This is a genomic window from Euzebyella marina (genome assembly GCF_003687485.1).
GTDB classification, from domain to species: Bacteria; Bacteroidota; Bacteroidia; order Flavobacteriales; family Flavobacteriaceae; genus Euzebyella; species Euzebyella marina.
In genome coordinates this window covers 4,226,600-4,245,818 of sequence record NZ_CP032050.1, presented here as the reverse complement: position 1 = coordinate 4,245,818, position 19,219 = coordinate 4,226,600, and the positions used below count along the sequence as shown (strand labels likewise).

Here is a 19,219-nt window from a genome sequence, read left to right as displayed (position 1 = left end):
AAAATTAAAGTCTCGTATATACCAATGAATAAATTGTTCCGTTGAGGTTTTGCGAGTATCTCGTTCACCTCTAAAAGCGCTCATTTACAATTAATTCTATCTCAAAAGATGAGGTTAAGGCCTTGAAACAGAACAATGAACAGTTTATTTAGTATTTTTGCATCATTCCTTTAGACCATACCATGAAAGGACCATTATTTTATTCTAAAATTCTTCTCTTCGGAGAGTACGGAATCATTAAAGATTCTAAGGGCTTGTCAATTCCTTATAATTTTTTCAAAGGCGCTTTAAAGATGGATGAAAATGCATCGGAGGCCGCTCAGAAATCAAATAGAAGTCTTCGCGAATTCATCGGCTACCTAGAAATGGTACATAAGAATAGTCCTGATCTTGTGTCTTTTGATTTTGATTCCTTGAAAGAAGATGTTGCCTCAGGCATGTATTTCGATAGTTCTATACCTCAAGGTTATGGCGTCGGAAGTAGTGGTGCATTGGTAGCGGCCATATACGATAAGTATGCCACTGATAAAATAACAGTGCTTGAAAATCTTACGAGGGAAAAATTGTTGAAGCTAAAGGCCATTTTTGGTAAAATGGAATCTTTCTTTCACGGAAAATCTTCCGGTTTAGACCCTTTGAACAGTTATTTAAGTCTTCCTATTCTTATTAATTCACAAGATAATATTGAATCAACAAGTATTCCTGCCCAAAATCTAGATGGAAAAGGAGCTGTTTTTTTACTCGATAGTGGTTCTACCGGTGAGACCGCCCCTATGGTTCAGATTTTTATGGAGAAGATGAAACAAGAAGGTTTTCGAAGTATGCTAAAAAACCAGTTCATCAAACACACCGATGCCTGTGTTGAAGATTTCGTGAAGGGTGACGTTAAATCGCTTTTCGGTAATCTCAAGCAACTTTCCCATGTAGTTTTAGATAACTTCAAGCCAATGATACCCGCTAAGTTTCACGAACTTTGGAAGCATGGTATCGAAACCAACGAGTATTACCTAAAACTTTGTGGTTCCGGTGGAGGTGGTTATATCTTAGGCTTTACCCAAGATATTGAAAAAGCCAAGAAATCGCTTCAAGACTACAATCTCGAGGTAGTTTACAATTTCTAAGAAAAATAGCCCTAAATTTCTGAGCGTAATTATCGCTAAAATTTAATTCTACATGCTTAGCAGAAGAAATAAGCTCTTGCTTTTAAAGTTGTTGAGTTTGTTCTCGGTGGTGCGCGGCTATAATGTACTGGTCATCGCTTTTGCCCAATACTTGGCCTCTATCTATATTTTGGCACCCGATTTGCCGTTAAGGGAGGTAGTATTCGATTTGAACCTTTTTTTGATAGTACTTTCTTCTGCATTGGTCATTGCCAGCGGGTATATAATTAACAATTTTTACGATGCCGAGAAAGACCTTATAAACAAGCCAAGAAAAAGTATGCTCGACCGCTTGGTAGGGCAACAGTTTAAGCTAACTACTTATTTTGTTCTTAACTTTTTAGCCACTTTTGCGGCAAGCTATGTATCCTTTAAGGCGGTTTTGTTTTTTTCGGCCTATATTTTTGGCATTTGGTTTTATTCGCACAAGCTGAAACGATTGCCCTTTATCGGTAATTTCGTATCGTCTACTCTGGCCATAACGCCCTTTTTTGCAGTTTTTGTTTACTACAAAAATTTTGATGCCGTCATTTTTGTTCACGCCATGTTTCTCTTTGTACTGATTTTGGCTCGTGAAATGATCAAGGATTTGGAGAATATCGCTGGTGATATGGCCCAGAACTACAAAACCGTGCCCATTTTGTACGGGCAAAGGTTTTCTAAAATAGGTATAAGTTCTCTTATTCTTTTGGCATTGATTCCCGCTTTTTTGTTGACCGAATATTTCAATGTAGGGTACATGCATTTTTATTTTTTAGGATGTATCGTATTGCTGATACTATTGATTGCCATGCTATGGAAGGCGCAAACCAAACTTCATTATGTCGGCCTTCATAATATCATCAAGTTCATCATCGTCGCGGGGGTGTTCAGCATACTTTTGATTGATGTTAATCTTGTTCTCAATAGAATTTTTTAGGCCTTATTCTACTGCATCAGGTAGTTCAAAGACATGTTTTATTGGAGTTTGAAGATTAAGATTACCTTTGCAGAAAAGAAAGAGATATGAACAGGTCGGGTTCAAACGATGACAAAAGGGCATCGGGCAGACAAGGTGGTAAGTTTAGAAAGAAGAGTTATTCAAGAGGTAATGCACCGGTAAAGAATCAAGGTTCGGTTCAACCAGGTAATCCTAATTTGATACGATTGAACAAGTATGTTGCAAATTCTGGAATTTGCTCCCGTCGTGAAGCCGACATTTATATTTCGGCAGGAAATATTACAGTGAACGGTACACCTGTAACCGAAATGGGCTACAAGGTCAAGCTAGAAGATGAAGTACGTTTTGAAGGCAGGTTATTGAATCCTATCAAAAGGGAATATGTCTTATTGAACAAACCGAAAGGTTTGTCGACCTCAGGCCGTACCCAACAAGGTAAACGAACGGCATTGGGTTTAGTTTCCAAGGCCTCTAGGGCTGAGCTGAAACCTGTCGGTAAACTTGGTAAAGATGCTTCCGGCCTCATTCTATACACTAATGATGGTGAAATGATCAAACGTCTGAGCCGCCCTAAGAACGGATTGCGAAAGATATTTCACATAGAGCTAGATAAGCCATTTCGTAGCGCTGATCTAAAGAAAGTGCAAGAGGGGCTTACAGTAGATGAAAAGGTTGTAAAGGTTCAAGATGTCAGTTTTGTAGATAATGCCCCAAAGACACAGATTGGCATGGAAATCTATAGTAGCAGGACCAATATCGTACAGCGTATATTCGATACCCTTGGCTACGAAATTGTAAAAATAGACAGGGTGGTTTATGCCGGTCTTACCAAAAAAGACCTGCCTAGAGGGCATTGGCGATATCTGACCGAACAGGAATTGGCGAACCTAAAGATGATTAATTGATTGGTTTTTCAATCAATTTGATAACCATCGCCAAAAAGATAACTTAGCGCCAGCCCATGGGTATTGCCAAACGGGGTTTCTTTAAAGGCTATATTGTAATTATATATAAAGCGTAAATTTTTAAGCAAGTATACTCCTGCCAAAAGGTTTATAGATGAGCTGGTTCGGTAACCTACACCAACTTCAACTTTGTTCTTAAAGCTTGCCGCGATATTGAAATCTGCTTGTAAAGGAGCTCCTCCCTCATGTTTTAAAAGTACGTTGGGTTTGATCATTACCTCTTCAAAAATGCTGGTGAAGAACCGGTAACCAAAATAACCATAAATAGGATTTGAAAGGTTTAGGTCATCTCTTGATGCCAATTTATCCCCTACCACATTGGGTGCCGAAACACCAGCGAAAAACTGAGCGTGGTTAAAAAGAAAGCTAACCCCTATGGTAGGAACAGAGGCGTTTATATTCTCGGAGAAGTTCGGGTCATCCATAATTCCGAGGGATAATAAGTCTTCTTTATGTTGTTGCAGCCCTGCAGTGATCCCGAAAGAAAGAACTCCCGGCTGGTACAACTGCCAGTAGGGCCTGTTGGATTCAAAATCAAAAAAGATTTTGTATGAATAGGCAGCAAAAAAGGTGCTGTTTTTGCTGACGCCGACCTCATCTTGCAGAAAGCCCGCTCCCAGACCAACCTTGCCATCCCTTAAAGGCGAATTAATGGTCAACGATAGAGTTCTGGGGCTACCGGTAACCTCACTGATAAACCCGGAATGTGTGGCACTTAGTTCGGTGCCTGAAAGCATCCCCGCATATGCGGAATTAATCAAAAAAGGGTTGTAATTGTATTCGGAGAAAACAGCCGTCTGTTGGGCACTGAGATTCGTCACTACACAGAGAACAAGAATGAATAAAGAGTAGGTCAGTTTTTTGGTCATGGTTATTTATCTTTTAATAACTACAAATCCTTGAGTAGCCTTCAAATTGTGGTTTTCCGGTAAAGTAATCTTAAAGAAATAGGTGCCTGCCGGTAGTTCACCGGCCCCGATCTTGGTTTTTTGATTGGCCTCTCCTTTAAACACATTCGCATTATTGTCATATCCGGAAATAAAGAATACCAAATCTCCCCATCGGTTGAAAATACTTACCGTATTTTCAGGGTAGGCTTCTATACCGTTTATAGACCATACGTCATTTATGAAATCTCCATTGGGAGAAAAGCCATAAAGTGTCTCCAACTTTTCCTCTTCCGGTTCCTCTTGGGTGGTAAAGCTACTTTCGGTACACCCAATGGCACTGCCTTGAGCGTTATATGCTACAATAGAAACGAAAATATCTCGGTCATAAGGCAAGGGCTGAGCCGGTGTATAAGAGGTTAAGATACCAACATCTTCACTATCTAAAATATCATGACTTCCAGCACTAGAGCCCAAACTAAGGTAGTAGCCATCAGCGTTTGATATGGAATTCCAAACAAACTCAGTATCAACATGCACATTAAATTGGTCATTTTCAGGTACAATAATAGAAGTACAATCAGGAACAGTTTCAAAAGTCTCAGTAGTAAAGGACTCTTCAATACACCCTAAAGCATTGCCTCTGCCATTAAAAGGAACGATGGTAACGAATATCTCGGTGCCTTCAGGTAAATTATTAGAGAGTGCTATTGTATTTGTGCTTGCTAATTCATTGTTCAAAATATCTGTACCACCGGTAGAAGTGCCAACATTAATATAATAGCTATCAGCATTATTCACTGAAGCCCATATTAAATTGGTTGAGATTGAAACATTAGCTTCTCCGTTTGTGGGGCTCGTTAAAGCTGTACAATTAGGAGCAGCCCCCATGACCTCGGTAGTGAACGATTCTTCGGTACAACCAACTGCAACGCCTACACCGTTGTAGGGTACGATGGTTACAAATATCTGTGTGTTTTCCGGCAAATCTGTAGCTAGGTCAAAAGAAGTGCTAGCTACATCTTCTCCATCTAAAATATCACTGCCACCAGAAATCGTGCCGACAGTAACATAATAACCATCAGCGTTTGACACTGAATTCCAGTTTAGATGGGTTGAAATGGAAACTTCCGTTGCGCCGTTAAGTGGATTGCTCAATTGAGTGCATACAGGTGCGGTAGGTAAGGCTTCTGTGGTAAATGATTCCTCAATACACCCGGTGGCGTTACCCACGGTATTATAGGGTACAATAGTTACAAATATTTCAGTACTTTCCGGGAGGTCGTCAGCCAAATCGTATGAATTGACATTACCTGTATCTTCTGCATTCAATATGTCATTTCCACCACTAATGGTGCCTACTGTTAAGTAATAACCATCTGCATCGCTTACGGCATCCCATGATAGTTGGGTAGAAACGGAAACATCAACAGCATTGTTTGACGGGCTGTTTAAGATGGTACAGTTTGGAGCAGCTGGCAGAGTTTCTGTTGTGAAACTTTCTTCCGTACACCCAGTGGCATTGCCGATGGCGTTATATGGTACAACAGTTATAAATAGTTGAGTTGCCTCAGGTAAATCTGTTGCCAAGTCATACATAGTGACATTGCCAACGTCCTCGGCATTCAAGATATCAGTACCGCCAGAACTGGTGCCAATTGTGAGGTAATAGCCATCGGTATTGGCAACGGCATTCCAACTGATATCCGCACCAACGGGAACATCGTTAGCACCATTGATCGGGTCGCTTAATGTGGTACAGTTAGGCGGGTCACTTAAAGTTCCAGTGCCTGTAGTAAATTCTTCTTCCGAACATCCACTAGCATCTCCAATGGCATTATATGGAATAATACGAACGTAGTAGGTTCGATTATCCTGTAAATCATAATCGAACGAGTAAGTAGTTACATTACCAACATCAATATTATTTACTACTTCTATACCCCCGGCAGTAGTACCTACACTTACCAAATAACCGGTGGCATCTGCAACGGTATTCCAGCTTAAATCGGTATCAATGGCAACGTTTACAGCTCCGTTCGCGGGGCTTGAAAGACTAGTGCACAGGGGTGGTACCGGAATGAATTCGGTAATAAACGATTCTTCTCCGCAGCCTGAGGCGTCACCCTGATCGTTGTAAGGAACAATAGTGACAAAAATCTCAACGTTTTCTGGTAGATCGGTAATGAACTCATATTCTGTAACGTTACCGAGATCTTCATTGTTTACTATATCTGTTCCCCCGGTCGTAGTACCTACATTTAATCGATACCCATCGGCATTACTAATAATATTCCAACTAATATCGGTATCTACTGCTACATCTGTAGCCCCATTCACTGGTAGGTTCATGGTCGTACAATCAGGTACGGTGGCCGGTGTTGTAGTTACGGTGAAACTCTCTTCTGTACACGGACCAACGGCATCACCATTTTCGTTGGATGGAATTAGGGTAACATAGACCGTTTCACCACCTGTGAAGTCAGATGAGAATTCATAAAAAGTTTCATTGACAATAGTTTCATTATTCACGATATCGTTGCCCCCAGGCGTTGTGCCAACTGTTAATCTATATTCGCGAGCGTAAAGCGAAGGATCCCACGTTATATTAGTGTTTACCGGTACGTCTACATCGCCATTCAGGGGTGCGGCCAGCTGTGTGCATTCAGGGATGGGGCAGTCTAGAACATCACCGGAAAAAGTCCAACCAAAACTGTCTATCATAGCTTGCCTTTCCTCCACCGCATCACAATAAGGTAAAGCGTTGGCACCAAGAGTAATGCCTGGCGTTAAAGTTTGTTCTGACCAAGCTATCAAGGTGTTGTCATAATTCTCTCTGCTTAAGGCACTATCATCTAACATACCTTGCATGTTGGTAACATTACTAACATTCCAATCCCCTAAGTACTGATTGAAGGCGGTAGCGTCATGAAACATATCTCGCATTGAAACCGTACCTATCAGCCATTGATCAAAAGATTGGTCAAGCGCAGTGGCCCCGTTGAACATTCGATCCATATTGCCGACATTGGTAACACGCCAATTGTTCAACGATTGGTTATAACTAGTGGCGCTCCTGAACATGTCTTGCATGGTGGATACCGCCCGAACATTCCAGTTGTTGATAGAGCTATTAAAACTTGTTGCGTTTTGGAACATGCCTTGCATTGTGGTAACCGATGCGACGTTCCATGAATCTAATGACCGATTAAAAGCTGCGGCTTCTCTGAACATTTGAAACATTGTGGTTACAAAAGAGGTATTCCAATTATCAATATCTTGGTCAAATAATGTAGCGCCATAGAACATTTCTGCCATATTTTGAGCCTCTCCCGTATTCCAATTATTTAACGGACGGTTAAAAGCCTCGGCATTTTGAAACATAGAATCAAAATTAGTGACCACGGCAACATCCCAATCATTCATTTCTTGATCGTACAGTGCGGCATCTTCAAACATCGAAGGCATCAAGGTTACCGAACTGGTATCCCATGTGTTCAAAGATTGGTTGAAAATTATTGCCTCTTCGAACATATTACTCATGTTGGCCACGGCACTCACATCCCAATTATTCAAGGGTTGGTCAAACGACACTGCCCCACGGAACATGCGGCTCAAATTAACGACTGAATTCACGTCCCAACTATTTAAAGGTTGGTTAAAAGCTTGGGCGTAGTTGAACATTGACGCCATATCGGTTACATTGGTAACATTCCATGAATTGATATTCCGGTCAAAAGCATCGGCACTATTGAACATACTGTTCATATTGTTCACCTGGGCCACATTCCAGTTATCTATGGGTTGGTTGAATGCATTAGCATTGTTGAACATTGACTGCATGGTAGTCACCGATGCAACATCCCAACTGTTCAGAGGTTGGTTGAATGCGGCCGCATTATGAAACATACCGCTCATTTGAGTCACAGAAGAGACATCCCAACTATCAATATCTTGATTGAACGCTTCTGCGCTATAGAACATTTCATGCATGTCAAGCACTGAAGACACATTCCAACTGCCAATGGGCTGATCAAAAACTTCAGAACGCACAAACATTTGGCGCATTGAGGTGACATTGCCAACATCCCAATTGTTCAAGGGTTGATCAAAATTGTCTGTATTACCAAACATACCGCTCATGTTGGTGACAGAAGAAACATCCCAATTATTAATATTCTGGTTAAAATCTAAAGCCGAGTCAAACATATTGCTCATGGATGTAACGTTGCTTACATTCCAAGAATCCATAGGTTGATTGTAGGTGTAAGCTTGGTAGAACATAGAGTTCATATTGGTGACGTTGCTAACATTCCAATGATTGATATCGGTGTTGAACAATGAAGCCCTTCTGAACATACTTTGCATACTCGTAACATTGCTTAGAATAGGATCGTCAGTAGTATTGTATTCCATATTCTCACAGAAATAGAATGTCTGTTGCATGCTTTCCCAGACCTGCGTTCCCCACTGATCCATTGATATGAGTTTTAAATTGTCTCTATTCGAAGATGAATGATAGAAGGCAGGAAAATCACCGATAATCGCTATGGTGTAAACACCCGGGTTTAGATAAGTATGGGTAATATCGCTGTTAACATTGTTATTGTATTGACCATCGCCCCAATCTATATTGAAATCGTAACTTAAATAATCAGGATAACCGTCGTTAAGCTCAAGTCTGTATTGGTTTGCATTTGTTGAATTGCTATCTAAGTTTCTTGTATCAATGGTAATCTTAAAAGCATCAGGACTATTGACCCAACTCTCAACAACAGTGAAAGAGATTTCTTGACACCCTGTAGCTGGCCCTTCATCATTGTAGGGAACCACAGTCACGTAAACCGTGTCTCCCGCTTGAAATTCATTGGTGAAATCTAGACCAACGGTATTGCCTACGTCGTAATTATTGGCCGTATTGCCATCGATACTGGCGTAGTTACGTATGCCACCACGTTCAATCTCTAATGTAACCCTATAACCAGTGGCGTTGGGTGCGGGATCCCATCTTATATCGCTATTGGCTGGGGTTGCCGTATCGCTGGCATGCGGCATGGTGATATCGGTACAGAGAACATATGAACAGTTGACACTGTCACCTATGATGGTCCAACCGTCATTATCGATTAAACTTTGTCTTTGGTTGAGCGCATCGCAGTATTGCAGGCCATTCGCGCCCAACGTTACATTGTTTTGTACAGTTTGACCTTCCCACCCAATTAAAGTGTTGTCGTAATTTTCTTGAGAAAGACCACTGTTTGAAAGCATATTGCTCATTTGAGATACAGCTGAAATATCCCAACCTGCCAAATTCTGATTAAATGCAGATGCGGTATTGAACATACCTGACATATTGGTGACAGCAGACACATTCCAACCAGAAATATCTTGATTGAAAGATGTGGCATTTTGAAACATGTTTGAAAGATTAGTCTTGCCAGACATATCCCAATTATTAAGAGGCTGGTCAAATGAGATAGCACCTAAGAACATACTCTCAATTTCTGTAACATTACCAATGACCCAAGAGTTTAATGGTTGATTGAAAGCTGTTGCTTCATTAAACATAGAACTCATATTCGTAACATTGCTAACGTTCCAGTTATCGATGTTTTGATTAAAAGCTGGGTTTTCTTCAAACATACCTCGCATGTTGGTTACCCCACTAACAATCCACATGCTGATGTCTTGGTTAAATGCAGAATTTTCTCTAAACATGTATTCCATGTCCACAACATTACTTACGTCCCAATTATCCAAAGGTTGATTAAAGACCGCTCCCCAAATCCATCCATCAAACATCTCTGACATATCCGTAACATTACTAACATTCCAATTATTTATGGATTGGTCAAATGTTCGATTTCTATGGAACATCTGAGACATATTAGTTACATTACTCACATCCCATAGGTTTAAAGGCTGGTTGAATTGGGATTCCCTAAAGGTTGCTACCATAGAAACTACATTACTTACGTTCCAATTGTTTATGGGTCTATTGAATGCAGAGCCTTGAAAAGTTCCGGTAAGATCTGTTATATTGCTAACGTTCCAATTGTCTAAGGGCTGGTTAAAACTGCCTGTGTATCTAAAGGTTCCAATTAAATTGGTCAGATTTGAAATGTTCCAATTATTAATGTTTTGGTTAAAAGAAGAAGCTTCGGATAAGAAATACTCCATATCTGTAACAGATGCAACATTCCAATTGTCCAAGGGTTCATTAAAGGTTCTTGCTCTGTGGAAGGTGTAAGACATATCCATAATATTGGCCGTATTCCATAAGTCTAATGGCCTATTAAAAATGGTACATTCTTGAAAGAGTCCTGATATGTTTGTTATAGTGCTAACATCCCAATTATTAACAATACCATTAAAGGCTTCACAGCCATTGAACATGTTTTGTAGCGTAGTAACCTGAGAGAGGTCCGGTGAATCAATAGCGTCAAAATTGAGGTTCTCACAACCAAAAAAGGCATTCTCCATGGTTTGCCATTGAATGGAACCCCAAGCCAATATTTCTATAATTTTTAGTTTATCGCTAGCATTTTCATCATTAAAATATATAGATGGAAAAGAGCCGCTGATTTCAATAGTATAAGTTCCGGGGGTCGTGTAATCATGAGTAATATTTCCTGTTACACCAGTATCGGTGTTACCATCTCCCCAATCAACATTGTAATTATATATGGTATAAGCTGGGTTGGTAGGTATGGTTATCTGATTATTGGCAGAAGAGCCTGATTCTATGTTATTGGTGTTCCATATAGAGCGAAAAGATTGTGCCTGAATACTCAATCCGCAAAAAAGCAGCATAAAAGCCAAAAGACTTTTGATTGTTTTTTTAGTGTGCTGAGCTAGGGCTCTTTGTAGAGAAATGTTGCGGTTAAAACTACTAATTGGGCTATTCAATACTATAGAAAAAAGTCGTTTTGCCATGGTATGGTTAGATTGGGTAGTCAATAAAATATGGATGGGAATGGATGCAGGATTGGTCTACTGCTCGTTGATAAGTATATCGGCTAAAATCTTTTCGATATCACTTTCAGTGAGCCCTTCTTCAATTTTAGAATGATATGCGTATCTTAGAATTTTTTCTTCTTCGGATAGAATCTTGTTCTCGACACTTATCTGTGAGCAGAGAAAACTATTTTCTTCTTCGCACTTATCGGAATGACCAAAGCCTAAAGCATGGCCCAATTCATGTTTAAAGAGAACGGAAGCCTCATTAGAAATCCAGATTCTAGAATCGGATAAAATATAACTACTGGAAGGTGTAATCGCATAGCCGTGGTAGTCACCATCTTTGACGATTTGATGCATATCGGGCCAATGGCTTTCAAGTTCTTCTTTGGTACCGTAAAAAACCTCTGCATTGGCCAGTTCTTCGGTCTCAGCTAGAGAAATAGTAAAATTGCCATTGAATATGGTATTGTATTCACTGATAACTTCATTGACTACCTGAGAAAAATTGTTTGAAATCGTACCGGCCAAATTTAGTCGTAACGGAACCGCCCACTTTTGATTTCTTTCCACTGGAGTGTTGGCATGGCCTTTCCAAAAAACCAAATGTTGAAAATAGGTTATCAAATCTTTTTCCGCTTCGTTTAGTAAAGTGATCTCATCAACATCTATAACGTTTAAACTGAAATTACCATGGGAAGTAGTGCTTCCATCAAATGCTGAAACAGTAAACTCAAGACTATTGATAGTTTCAAAATCAAGTTTGAGATTAGGGCCTACTTTAATTTCTCCCGTATGCTCATCAATGATAATATCGGCCTCTGATTCTATTGAGAATATGATGTCATCACCATCTTCATCGTTTGCCTGTATAAAGCCTATTGAAGTCTCTACAGCCGAATGTTCATTGATAAGATAAGACTGTAAAGCGAGAGCAGGTGCCGTGTTCTGATTTTCAGAATCAACCTCCTGATCTTCATTATCGCTGTTTTCTTGAACATTGGAATCAGAAAGCGATTTTTCTGAAATTTCTTGATCTAACGGTTCTAATGAATCGGTACTACAACTTACGATAAGAAGAATAAGAAGGGGAGCAATAAGATTTTTCATGCGTAGGGAAGCTTGGTATGCGTATTGGTATTTATTTAAACACTATACCATCAAAAATATAGGGGAGCCCTACTTTGTTAAAATTTTTGTTGTGAACTACTTGGTAATCATAGTGTGACGAGAGAAAAATGAAGTTGAATGTTAAATTAATTAACGTTTAACGGTGCAGAAAACCTGTTGAAGTGAATACTTCTCACACTTCAATCTCAACGATTACCGGGAAATGGTCTGAAGCCTTCTTTAAAGCATCTTTGAGTTCTTGGCTTAAATCGGACTTATGGGGTTCGGAATATGGGTTGAGAACCGCGCCTGAGTCGATTTTGATATCTTGGCTGACCAAAATATGATCAATGAGTACGGTGAACCAATTTTTAGTAATGGTATCCGTAAAAGAACTTGAACTTGGTGACCATCCGTATTTTCCCAATTTGGGCTTTCCCAAGGCGCTTTTTAAAATTAGTTCGGGCTCATAGACACTACCCAATAATATTTCAATGGCACTTTTACCAAATCGGTTTTCGTAGAAGTCGCTTCCCATACCGTCATTTATATCTCCGGTTACCAGAACCTTATCACCCTCGTTTATCCATTGATCAACTCGTTCGCGCATGTGCATGCACTCTGCATACAATTTTCTTCGGTTGAGGTTGGATAGATATTCGTATCTGGCGTAATCGACATGGTTGAAAATACCTTTCGATTTGGCGTGGGCAATAATCATTTTAAAGAGTTTACCCGGGCTAGCCTTATCCTTCACGGTGAGTTCTACGGGAGGCCTAAAATGCTCATACTGTTCTTTAATACTTTGTTCCAAAGTATCGGCCAAAAAAGGTTCGTCGAAACTATTTTTACCTTCCGGGGTATGCTCTAGAATAAGTTTGTCAGCATCGTAAATAGCGCATAGTTCTTGCTGCCCACGAGAGGTATAGCCTTGAACTACCTTGTAATTTCTTTGGGTAAGGCCAAAGGTGGTCATCCAAAGTTCAAGTTGCGCCTTAGCTGTTTTGGTTCCATTGGCAAGGGTGTCTGGCCCTTCTACCACAGCTACAATATCTGCATCTAAATGGGCGAGAACGGAAATCAATCGCTGACTTTTCATGGTCAATCGTTCTTGCTCGTTCCAATCGCTTTCAGGTTTTCCTACAGGAGGAGGAACGTTGACAGGAATTCCGTTAACGAACAGATTTTTCATCCACTCCATATTATACTCTGCCACCTTTAGTTTCATATCGATTTAGATTGTAGACAATATTTCTTGTCGAAATACGCCTTTCATGTTCGAAACTAAAAATAGGGAATAATTCTTACAGGAAGTTTAACCCATTGTAAAATCGGAAAAATAAGATACCACAATAAATTATGGGTTGTTGTCTTCGAATAGTAACCAAGAATCAGGATCTAGAACAACGGAATCGGGTTTCGCATCGGTTTTGATGGAAAAGTTCGCCTTCGAATCCGTTACTTCGAAAGTTTTGATGGTCGTCTTGCCATTTATTGTTACACCAATTTCCAGAGGAAAAGAATAGGTATGATGTTTTTGAAGCTGATCAATTGATATATTTAATTTTTTTCCTTTGTAGCTCCACTTCCATTTGAGTTCGGGATATCCTTTGGTGAAAATCCATTGTTCGAAAAAAGCATTTAAGTCTTTGCCGGAAACCGATTCCATAACTTCCCTGAAATCGTCGGTCATGGCATTGCTGTTTCTAAATTTTTCGTAGTAGGTTCTAATCCCTTTCCAAAAAACTTCATCACCCAATTTGTGGCGTAACATATTGAGTACCCAGCCCGCTTTCTGGTACGTGTTTACGCTTAAAACGTTTAAAGGGTCTTTGATGCTAGGGTCAACTATGGGCGAAGGGTTTTTTTGATAGTAATCGATAATTTGTTGACGGTCAAGTTGCAATTCTTCTTTTCTCTTTTCGTTTCCGTAAACGCTTTCCTGGTATAGAATAGCGAAATAGGTAGCGAAGCCTTCACTAAGCCATACATGGTTCCAATCATTTTCTGAGGCGGAATTTCCGAACCACTGGTGGGCAATTTCATGGGCAATCAAGCCTTCCACCTCATTTTTTCCGGTGACGGAATTTTCAAAATAGGCAATAGTACCTGCATTTTCGAGTCCGCCCCACTGCGTTTTTGCCTGCATGTTGGCCAGTTTTGCGTAGGAATACGGACCAATTTGGTCGATGAAGTATTTCAAGACCTTGCTGGCCACATGGTAATCTGAAAAACCATCCAACCTATTTTCTGGATACACCCAGGCGGACACGGGAATGTCGTACACCTCACCCAAAAGTGTACTGGCGAATTTAGTTACACCAATAGTCACCACTTTCATGGCAACTGGTGCTGGTTCTTTATAAGTTGTCAATTTTAGACCGTTACCTAAATTGCTCTCTTCTATTTTTTCTCCGGTGGCCACTACATCATAATAATCGGGGGCCGTAATTCTGAATTCGATACCGGCTTTGTCATAAGGGTGATCTACAGAGGGTAGCCAATGACGGGCCAAATTAGGCCAGTTGTCTCCAAAAAAAGAACGCTGACCAAATTTGGTAGTGTCTATTACAAGTCCTCTTTCAGGAATACCCTCATAAATAACTTTGTAGGTTCTGTTTTTTTCTTCGGAAGCGCCCGGGGTTATTTCAATTTTATGATTATTGTAGGTGTATTTGGCAGGGGTTTCCCCTTCCAGAACTTGGCTAATGGTCATACCATATTCACCATTTTTTTCAATCAAGTCCAATGAAAACGGACCAACTTCTTGGGTAAAGTTGATATTGATTTCGGTTTCTCCCTTAATAAGGTTCGATTCATCTGAAAGGGTTAACCCGAAAACATAGCTTTTAACATCGGCTGAGCTATTTCGCTGATAGGTGTCTTGGGAGAACAGCAGGCTTAATGAGAAAAGCGAAAGGAAAGTGAAAAAATAGGATTTAGTAATAATGTTCATTTACGGAGGTTTTTAATCCGCAGCTAATTTAAGAAAGCTTGTCTTTTAATTTCCCTTCGGTCGTGAATAAGGTAGTGCCAACATCTAGTTTAGTAAGTTTTCACTTCAATCCCGTTAGCCTCTGCATAAGGTAGCGCGACTTCCCATAATTCTTCTAGAAGAACTGAAAATTTCGTAAACGTTACACTATTCATTAGTGAAAGAGCTTCATTGATTTCGTCCACCTCTTCACCATTGTCCATCATATTTGCAATTGTTAAATATTCTGTTTCATAAATGTTCTTGACATAATTGAAAAGACGTAGGCTTTTGACAATCATTTCTTCGGTTTCTTCCGTAGGCTTTAATTCTTCGATCTGTTCAATGTTTTTTTCGATATCTGGAATGATGTAGGTGGTGATATGTTCCGATATTTTATCGGTCTTCTCCATTTCACCATTGGTAAGTTTAAAAAGTTGACCTGTTTCTTGAAGCTGTGCGTATCTATCGAAGTCAGCACTGCCAAAACCGACAAGTTTATTGCTGTTTAAGGTGGTTCGGTCAAAATAGTTTTCGGCAGATGGCTGGTTACAAGACACCAATAAAAAGAGAATACTTAAGGATGCAAAAATAGATTTCATATGGTTGATTTATTATCATGAGACAAACATACTTACCTCAATCTATTCTTGCATCCCTGTTTCAAGGGATACTGAATTTATTAGAATAATTTCTCCATTTTTTTCTTGATTTCATGCAAGCACAAATTGCCCAAACTGCCCTCATGGGTATGGTGAATATCCCTTTTAGGGCTAAAAGTACCCTCTTGAATTTCCATTCCCATTTTTTTATAGGCATCCCTAAACGGCATTCCGTTTTGTACCAGCTCGTTCAAGGTGTCTACACTAAAGAGATAATCGTATTTAGGGTCGCTTAGAATTTCGTCGTTCACTTTCGCTTCTTTCAAACTAAAAGTCAAAATTTCCAGACAGGCCTTCATATCTTGAATCGCGGGAACAATAATTTCTTTCACTAATTGTAAATCTCGGTGATATCCGCTGGGCAGATTGTTGATGACCAAGGTCAACTGATTCGGTATGCTTTGTAGCTTATTACATTTACCACGTACCAATTCAAAAACATCGGGGTTTTTCTTGTGCGGCATTATGCTGCTGCCTGTTGTTAATTCATCCGGGAAGGAAATGAAATTAAAGTTTTGGCTCATGTAGAGGCAAACATCCATAGAAAGTTTGGATAAGGTGGCAGCTATATTGGCCATGCCGAAAGCGGTAGCCTTTTCAACTTTTCCGCGTCCCATTTGGGCGGCCACCACATTGTATTCTAGGGTTTCAAAACCCATTTCTTGGGTGGTGAAGCTTCGGTCTATAGGAAAGGAACTTCCATAGCCGGCGGCGCTCCCTAACGGATTTTGGTCGGCAACCTTGTAAGCGGCATCAATAAAATAGAGGTCATCAATCAAACTTTCGGCATAAGCAGAAAACCATAACCCAAATGAGGAGGGCATGGCAATCTGCAAGTGGGTATAGCCCGGAAGAAGCACGTTTTTAAACTTCTCGGCCAATTGCAGTAACAGGTCAAAGAGCTCTTTTGTCTGACTTTTTATTTCCGATAGTTCATGCTTTAAATACAGGTGCATAGCTACCAGAACTTGATCGTTTCTTGACCTTGCCGTGTGAATCTTTTTTCCGGTATCACCCAGTTTTTCCGTGAGTACATATTCAATTTTAGAATGCATGTCCTCAAAAGAATCTTCAATGGTGAATTCGCCCTTTTCAATGGTTTCCGCAATGGCATCCAATTCCGTGACAAGGGATTGTGTTTCTTCTTGCGTCAATAGTCCTATTTTGCCTAACATTTTAGCGTGTGCCTTGGAGGCAATCACATCGTATTTGGCAAGCAATAAGTCGAGTTCACGGTCATTGCCCACGGTAAAGTGGTCTATTTTTTTATCAGTACTGAATCCTTTATCCCAGAGTTTCATAAGGAGTTTAAAGTTTTTAGGTTATAGTTAGAAGTCGCTATACTTCTTAATGAGGGTGATGGTTATTTTTTGGACTTCGTTGCAAAGGTCAAAGATGTTTTCCAATTCATTTTCGGATATAAATCCGATTCTTTTTGAAATTTCTAGCTGAGTTTTAAGCTCATTGATAGACCCATTGGAAATCTCCAAAAAGTTACGAAAGACTTTCTTTGATTTTCGACCTGCTCCTTCGGCAATATTGCTAGGTATGGAGACGGCGCACCGTCTTATTTGACTTGTGAGGCCGAATCTTTCTTCTTGGGGAAAAGTTGCAGTTAAATGATAGACCTTCTCCACTAAATCCATAGATTTTTGCCAAACGATAAGGTCTTTGTAATTGTACATTTTCTATTAACTTTTTACTTTCTTCTTTAAACTAAAGAAGAAATCCCTTCAACAGTTTAATATACAAATCTACCCCATCTTCAATTTCCTTAACGTAGATGTATTCGTCTGCCGAATGTGAACGTGTGCTGTCCCCAGGGCCTAATTTTAAAGACTGGCAAGTCAATGCCGCCTGGTCGGATAGGGTGGGGGAGCCATAGGTCTTTCTGCCCAAGGCGATACCTGATTTCACCAAGGGGTGGTCTTTGTCAATGGCCGAAGAATTAAGTTTTAGCGAACGTTCTTGAAGTTCGCAAGGAGCTTCTTTCTTCAGAATTTCCGCAATTTCCGCGTTGGTGTACTTATCGTTGACGCGAACATCTATCACCAACTCTACCTCTGCTGGCACCACATTGTGTTGTGAGCCTCCATTGATTTGGGTAACCGTCAATTTTACCGGCCCCAAAGCTTCCGATACTTTTGGGAAAGAGTAATTCTTGAACCACTCCAACACTTCAATGGTATTGTAAATGGAATTATTATCGTTAGGATGTGCCGCATGCGAAGGAGTGCCCTTTACCTTGGCGTCAAAAACTACCAATCCTTTTTCGGCTATGGCCAAATCCAATAAGGTAGGTTCGCCCACAATGGCTACATCGATATGGGGAAGTTTGGGTAAAAGTCCTCGTAGACTATTGGGTCCTGAACTTTCCTCTTCCATAGAAGCTACCATCAAAATATTATGGTTCAAGTTTTCCTCTGCATAGTAATGCGTGAACGTTGCAATTAATGAAACTAGCGCTCCCCCGGCATCATTACTTCCCAAACCATATAATTTTCCATCTTCAATATGTGGATGAAAAGGGTCTTTGGTATAAGCTGAATTAGGTTTTACGGTATCGTGATGCGAGTTTAAAAGCAGGGTAGGCTTACTTTCGTCAAAATGTTGGTTCACTGCCCACACATTATTCAAATGGCGTTCAAACGGAATGTTGAACGACTTGAACCAATTTTCAATGGCATCAGCGGTCTTATCTTCTTCCGAAGAAAAAGATTGTATAGAAATAAGTTCTTTTAAGAGCTCGATAGCTTTTTCGGTCAGTTCTTTTTGTTGCATTATCAAAGAGTAAGGGTGGTGAATAAATTTGCGTTGGGGTGTAGCATTTCTATATCGCCTATGCGTACCTGATGAACATTTTTTTCCAGGGCGTGAAAGCAGTTGTGCATTTTTGGTAACATGCCATCTGCAATTACTTTTTTCTCTAAAAGGGTTTGGTATGAAACACTGTCGATATGTTTTATAACCGATTGGTCATCGTTGACATCCATCAAAACACCTTTCTTTTCAAAGCAATAGTATAAAGTGGTTTCGTAGGCTGCGCTCATGCCAATCGCTAATTCCGAGGCGATGGTATCTGCATTGGTGTTGAGCAGTTGCCCCATTCCATCATGTGTCATTGCACAGAAAACAGGTGTGAGACCAGCTTCCAGAAGTTTTTTGATGGTGGTTGAACTAACGCCGTCTACGTCGCCGGCAAAACCATAATCAATGTCTTTAACGGGGCGTTTATGGGCTTGTATGGTATCGCCATCGGCACCGCTAAGCCCAATAGCATTGCAATTGAGCGATTGTAGCTCGGCCACAATATTTTTGTTGACAAGTCCGCCATAGACCATGGTAATCAGTTCAAGGCTTTTATCGTCGGTAATACGGCGACCTCCAATCATTTTTGATTCGATACCCAATTTTTTGCCCAATTGGGTGGCCAACTTTCCGCCTCCATGAACCAGAATTTTAGGTCCTTTTATGAGAGAGAAGTTATTCAGAAACTTGGTGAGCTCGGCTTTATTTTCAATAACATTGCCGCCAATTTTTACTATGGATAGTTTTTTCATT

The 19,219-nt window shown here is 40.2% G+C and carries 13 protein-coding genes; 3 read left to right on the top strand and 10 right to left on the bottom strand.

All coding sequences use genetic code 11. From position 1 onward, the window contains the following. Window positions 1–182 precede the first annotated feature (182 nt). The 3 genes from D1013_RS18295 (at window position 183) to D1013_RS18285 (ending at window position 3,005) form a co-directional block, all read left to right on the top strand. Complete coding sequence (locus tag D1013_RS18295) at window positions 183–1,121, top strand: mevalonate kinase family protein (RefSeq protein ID WP_121850203.1); 939 nt, start codon at window positions 183–185, stop codon at window positions 1,119–1,121. 52 nt (window positions 1,122–1,173) lie between these two features. After that, window positions 1,174–2,079 (top strand): geranylgeranylglycerol-phosphate geranylgeranyltransferase, encoded by a 906-nt coding sequence (locus D1013_RS18290; protein WP_121850202.1) that lies wholly within the window; start codon window positions 1,174–1,176, stop codon window positions 2,077–2,079. Between the two features lie 86 nt (window positions 2,080–2,165). Further along, a complete protein-coding gene (locus D1013_RS18285) occupies window positions 2,166–3,005 on the top strand; it encodes a pseudouridine synthase (protein WP_121850201.1) in 840 nt (279 codons plus the stop codon). An 8-nt stretch (window positions 3,006–3,013) separates the two neighbouring features. Here the strand turns inward: D1013_RS18285 and D1013_RS18280 are convergent, their stop codons facing one another. From D1013_RS18280 to argB, 10 genes are all read right to left on the bottom strand, one after another. Then, window positions 3,014–3,934 (bottom strand): PorP/SprF family type IX secretion system membrane protein, encoded by a 921-nt coding sequence (locus D1013_RS18280; protein ID WP_225621408.1) that lies wholly within the window; start codon window positions 3,932–3,934, stop codon window positions 3,014–3,016. 6 nt (window positions 3,935–3,940) lie between these two features. Beyond that, complete coding sequence (locus D1013_RS18275) at window positions 3,941–10,888, bottom strand: BspA family leucine-rich repeat surface protein (protein WP_121850199.1); 6,948 nt, start codon at window positions 10,886–10,888, stop codon at window positions 3,941–3,943. Between the two features lie 57 nt (window positions 10,889–10,945). Next, entirely contained in the window at window positions 10,946–12,022 is a 1,077-nt protein-coding gene (locus D1013_RS18270) for a hypothetical protein (RefSeq protein ID WP_121850198.1), read from the bottom strand. A gap of 193 nt (window positions 12,023–12,215) precedes the next feature. Beyond that, window positions 12,216–13,250, bottom strand: coding sequence for an endonuclease/exonuclease/phosphatase family protein (locus tag D1013_RS18265; protein ID WP_121850197.1), 1,035 nt, complete (start codon window positions 13,248–13,250; stop codon window positions 12,216–12,218). Window positions 13,251–13,379: 129 nt separating this feature from the next. Then, window positions 13,380–14,978: a M1 family metallopeptidase gene (locus D1013_RS18260; protein ID WP_121850196.1), complete on the bottom strand. Its 1,599-nt coding sequence runs from the start codon at window positions 14,976–14,978 to the stop codon at window positions 13,380–13,382. A gap of 89 nt (window positions 14,979–15,067) precedes the next feature. Next, on the bottom strand, window positions 15,068–15,598 hold the full coding sequence (locus D1013_RS18255) for a hypothetical protein (protein ID WP_121850195.1): 531 nt from the start codon (window positions 15,596–15,598) through the stop codon (window positions 15,068–15,070). 80 nt (window positions 15,599–15,678) lie between these two features. Continuing rightward, window positions 15,679–16,959 (bottom strand): argininosuccinate lyase, encoded by a 1,281-nt coding sequence (argH, locus tag D1013_RS18250; RefSeq protein ID WP_121850194.1) that lies wholly within the window; start codon window positions 16,957–16,959, stop codon window positions 15,679–15,681. A gap of 27 nt (window positions 16,960–16,986) precedes the next feature. Beyond that, the gene (locus tag D1013_RS18245; RefSeq protein WP_121850193.1) at window positions 16,987–17,343 is read right to left on the bottom strand and encodes a four helix bundle protein; all 357 of its coding nucleotides are present in this window, start codon (window positions 17,341–17,343) and stop codon (window positions 16,987–16,989) included. Window positions 17,344–17,374: 31 nt separating this feature from the next. Then, complete coding sequence (locus D1013_RS18240) at window positions 17,375–18,439, bottom strand: M20 family metallo-hydrolase (RefSeq protein ID WP_121850192.1); 1,065 nt, start codon at window positions 18,437–18,439, stop codon at window positions 17,375–17,377. 2 nt (window positions 18,440–18,441) lie between these two features. Next, window positions 18,442–19,218: an acetylglutamate kinase gene (gene argB / locus D1013_RS18235; RefSeq protein ID WP_121850191.1), complete on the bottom strand. Its 777-nt coding sequence runs from the start codon at window positions 19,216–19,218 to the stop codon at window positions 18,442–18,444. Window position 19,219: the final 1 nt, after the last annotated feature.

Bases quoted from the DNA above. Each gene is read 5' to 3' on its own strand.
- D1013_RS18295 (WP_121850203.1), top strand. From the start codon at position 183: ATGAAAGGACCATTATTTTATTCTAAAATTCTTCTCTTCGGAGAGTAC.
- D1013_RS18290 (WP_121850202.1), top strand. From the start codon at position 1,174: ATGCTTAGCAGAAGAAATAAGCTCTTGCTTTTAAAGTTGTTGAGTTTG.
- D1013_RS18285 (WP_121850201.1), top strand. From the start codon at position 2,166: ATGAACAGGTCGGGTTCAAACGATGACAAAAGGGCATCGGGCAGACAA.
- D1013_RS18280 (WP_225621408.1), bottom strand. From the start codon at position 3,934: ATGACCAAAAAACTGACCTACTCTTTATTCATTCTTGTTCTCTGTGTA.
- D1013_RS18275 (WP_121850199.1), bottom strand. From the start codon at position 10,888: ATGGCAAAACGACTTTTTTCTATAGTATTGAATAGCCCAATTAGTAGT.
- D1013_RS18270 (WP_121850198.1), bottom strand. From the start codon at position 12,022: ATGAAAAATCTTATTGCTCCCCTTCTTATTCTTCTTATCGTAAGTTGT.
- D1013_RS18265 (WP_121850197.1), bottom strand. From the start codon at position 13,250: ATGAAACTAAAGGTGGCAGAGTATAATATGGAGTGGATGAAAAATCTG.
- D1013_RS18260 (WP_121850196.1), bottom strand. From the start codon at position 14,978: ATGAACATTATTACTAAATCCTATTTTTTCACTTTCCTTTCGCTTTTC.
- D1013_RS18255 (WP_121850195.1), bottom strand. From the start codon at position 15,598: ATGAAATCTATTTTTGCATCCTTAAGTATTCTCTTTTTATTGGTGTCT.
- argH (WP_121850194.1), bottom strand. From the start codon at position 16,959: ATGAAACTCTGGGATAAAGGATTCAGTACTGATAAAAAAATAGACCAC.
- D1013_RS18245 (WP_121850193.1), bottom strand. From the start codon at position 17,343: ATGTACAATTACAAAGACCTTATCGTTTGGCAAAAATCTATGGATTTA.
- D1013_RS18240 (WP_121850192.1), bottom strand. From the start codon at position 18,439: ATGCAACAAAAAGAACTGACCGAAAAAGCTATCGAGCTCTTAAAAGAA.
- argB (WP_121850191.1), bottom strand. From the start codon at position 19,218: ATGAAAAAACTATCCATAGTAAAAATTGGCGGCAATGTTATTGAAAAT.